This window comes from Achromobacter sp. UBA5777, from assembly GCF_002418565.1.
GTDB classification, from domain to species: Bacteria; Pseudomonadota; Gammaproteobacteria; order Burkholderiales; family Burkholderiaceae_B; genus Achromobacter; species Achromobacter animicus.
This window is the reverse complement of record NZ_DIEJ01000226.1, coordinates 1-2,506: the sequence shown is the minus strand read 5'-3', so window position 1 is coordinate 2,506 and position 2,506 is coordinate 1. Positions and strand designations below refer to the sequence as shown.

The window sequence follows — 2,506 nt, the reverse complement described above, 5'->3', positions numbered from 1 at the left end:
GGCTGCTGGCCGCGCACGCGCGGCGGCTCGGGCGGATCCGCGCGGGTCACCGGGTTGCGCTGGATGTCTTCAAGGATGCGCGCCAGCGGATCGTCCACGTCGGGACCGCTGGACTTGTTCAGGATTGCGATCAGCGGATCCTGCGCGATCTTTGGATACAGGTCGAGCACCAGGCGGTACTGGTAATCGGCCACCGGCTTGAGCGTGAACACCTGCGGGGCGACGGGCTGCTTCAGGTCGAACACCAGCCGCACCACGTTCGGGCGATTCTGCGCCACGCGCAGGCTCTGGATGTAGGGGTCGTCGGGCCGGACCTTCGAGACCAGATCGTTCAGCGCCGCGCTCAGGGTCAGTCCCTCGATATCGACCACCAGGCGGTGGGGATTTTCAAGGGTGAATTGTTCGGCCTTGAGTTCGCTGTCGAGTTCCAGCGTGACCCGGGTGTATTCGTCAGCCGGCCAGGTCCGGACGGCCAGGATCGTTGCAGCCTGCGCCAGCCGAGGCACGACCGGCAGGACGAGCAGGGTGGCGGCGACACTGATCAGGCGTCGGCGGGTGGCGCCTGCCGAGGGGAGGGCGCCGTCAGGGGCGGGGGGACAATCGCGTTCAACCATGTTTGTCCTCGAGCGGTGTACGCGGTCAGGCTGGCGTCACGTCCGTCGCCTGCATAGTCCAGGCAGATCAGCAGGTCGGGCGGGGGCAAAAGATCCTCGGCCCGCTCCGGCCATTCGATCAAAACGACTGCGTCGTCACGCAGTAAATCCCGGAATCCTGCGTCCAACCATTCGCGCGAATCACTAAATCTATAAAAATCAAGGTGATAGAAGTATAAGTTAGAAACTTTATAGGATTCAAGCAGCGCGTAGCTTGGGCTCTTGATTCGGCCTGTGATGCCGCTTTCCCGCAACAATGCCCTGGAGAAGGCCGTCTTTCCTGCCCCGAGGTCCCCTCGAAGGTGAATACATGCGCCTGGCAGGCCGGTTTTGGCGCCGGTGACCATCGGGGCAAGCTGGCGCGCCAGCGCCTCGGTGGCGGCTTCGTCGGGCAGGTGCAGGGTCAGGGTGGCAAGGGGGGCGGACATGGCGCGGGAGCAGTGGTAAAAAACGAGGATCGGAGCACAGATGGGAGCAATTATAGGAATGCAGGTTTCTGCTAACCTATAACGATTGCTATTCTCAATAATGTCGCGACTTTGCGGCCTTCCGCCGCCCGCGACTGACGCCGCCACGGAGTTGTACGCGCCATGAAGACCCGCATCGAAAAAGACACCTTTGGCCCCATCGAGGTGCCGGAAGACCACCTTTGGGGCGCGCAGACGCAGCGCTCCCTGCATTTCTTCGCGATTTCCACCGAGAAGATGCCGGAGCCGCTGGTCAATGCGATGGCGCGGCTCAAGCGCGCAGCGGCCAAGGTCAATGCCGACCTGGGCGAGCTGGACCCCAAGATCGCCGACGCGATCATGCGCGCCGCTGATGAAGTCGTCGCGGGCAAGTGGCCCAACGAGTTTCCGCTGTCCGTCTGGCAGACCGGTTCGGGCACGCAAAGCAACATGAACATGAACGAGGTGCTGGCCAACCGCGCCTCGGAATTGCTGGGCGGCGTGCGCGGCGAAGAGCGCAAGGTGCACCCGAATGACCACGTCAACCGCGGACAATCGTCGAACGACACCTTCCCGACCGCGATGCACGTGGCGGCCGCCGTGGAAGTCGAACACCGCCTGCTGCCGTCGCTGAAGGCCCTGCGCGCCACGCTGGCGGCCAAGAGCGCCAAGTTCTACGACATCGTCAAGATCGGCCGCACCCACCTACAGGACGCCACGCCGCTGACGCTGGGCCAGGAACTGTCCGGCTACGTGGCGCAGCTGGATCTGGCCGAGCAGCAGATCCGCGCCACGCTGCCCGGTCTGCACCAACTGGCCATCGGCGGCACGGCAGTGGGCACCGGCCTGAACGCCCATCCTCAATTCAGCCCCAAGGTGTCGGCCGAACTGGCCCACGCCACCGGCACGGCGTTTGTCTCGGCGCCCAACAAGTTCCAGGCGCTGGCGTCGCACGAAGCGCTGCTGTTCGCGCACGGCGCGCTGAAGTCGCTGGCGGCGGGCCTCATGAAGATCGCCAATGACGTGCGCTGGCTGTCGAGCGGTCCGCGTTCGGGCCTGGGCGAGATCAGCATCCCCGAGAACGAGCCGGGCAGCTCGATCATGCCGGGCAAAGTCAACCCGACGCAGTGCGAAGCCATCACGATGCTGGCCGCGCAGGTCATGGGCAACGACGTGGCCATCAACATCGGCGGCGCCAGCGGCAACTTCGAGCTGAACGTCTACAAGCCCCTGGTGATCCACAACTTCCTGCAATCGGTGCGTTTGCTCACGGACGGCATGGCCAGCTTCGACCAGCATTGCGCGGCGGGCATCGAGCCCAACCACGAGCGCATCGCCGAACTGGTGGACCGTTCGCTGATGCTGGTGACCGCGTTGAATCCGCACATCGGCTACGACAAGGCCGCG

General features: G+C 64.4%; 3 protein-coding genes. 1 reads left to right on the top strand and 2 read right to left on the bottom strand.

What is annotated here, in order from left to right:
- A partial coding sequence (locus B3446_RS18650) for an AMIN domain-containing protein (RefSeq protein ID WP_291383949.1) occupies positions 1 to 614 on the bottom strand: 614 nt, incomplete at its 3' end.
- Positions 542 to 1,081 carry a tRNA (adenosine(37)-N6)-threonylcarbamoyltransferase complex ATPase subunit type 1 TsaE gene (tsaE, locus tag B3446_RS18645; RefSeq protein ID WP_291383947.1) on the bottom strand — a complete coding sequence of 180 codons (540 nt, stop codon included), beginning with the start codon at positions 1,079 to 1,081 and terminating at the stop codon, positions 542 to 544. The genes tsaE and B3446_RS18650, both read right to left, overlap by 73 nt.
- Before the next feature lie 162 nt (positions 1,082 to 1,243).
- Between tsaE and fumC the strand changes: the two genes are divergently transcribed.
- Positions 1,244 to 2,506 (top strand): class II fumarate hydratase (gene fumC / locus B3446_RS18640; RefSeq protein ID WP_291383945.1); only part of this gene is annotated, 1,263 nt, incomplete at its 3' end.

Bases quoted from the DNA above. Each gene is read 5' to 3' on its own strand.
- tsaE (WP_291383947.1), bottom strand. From the start codon at position 1,081: ATGTCCGCCCCCCTTGCCACCCTGACCCTGCACCTGCCCGACGAAGCC.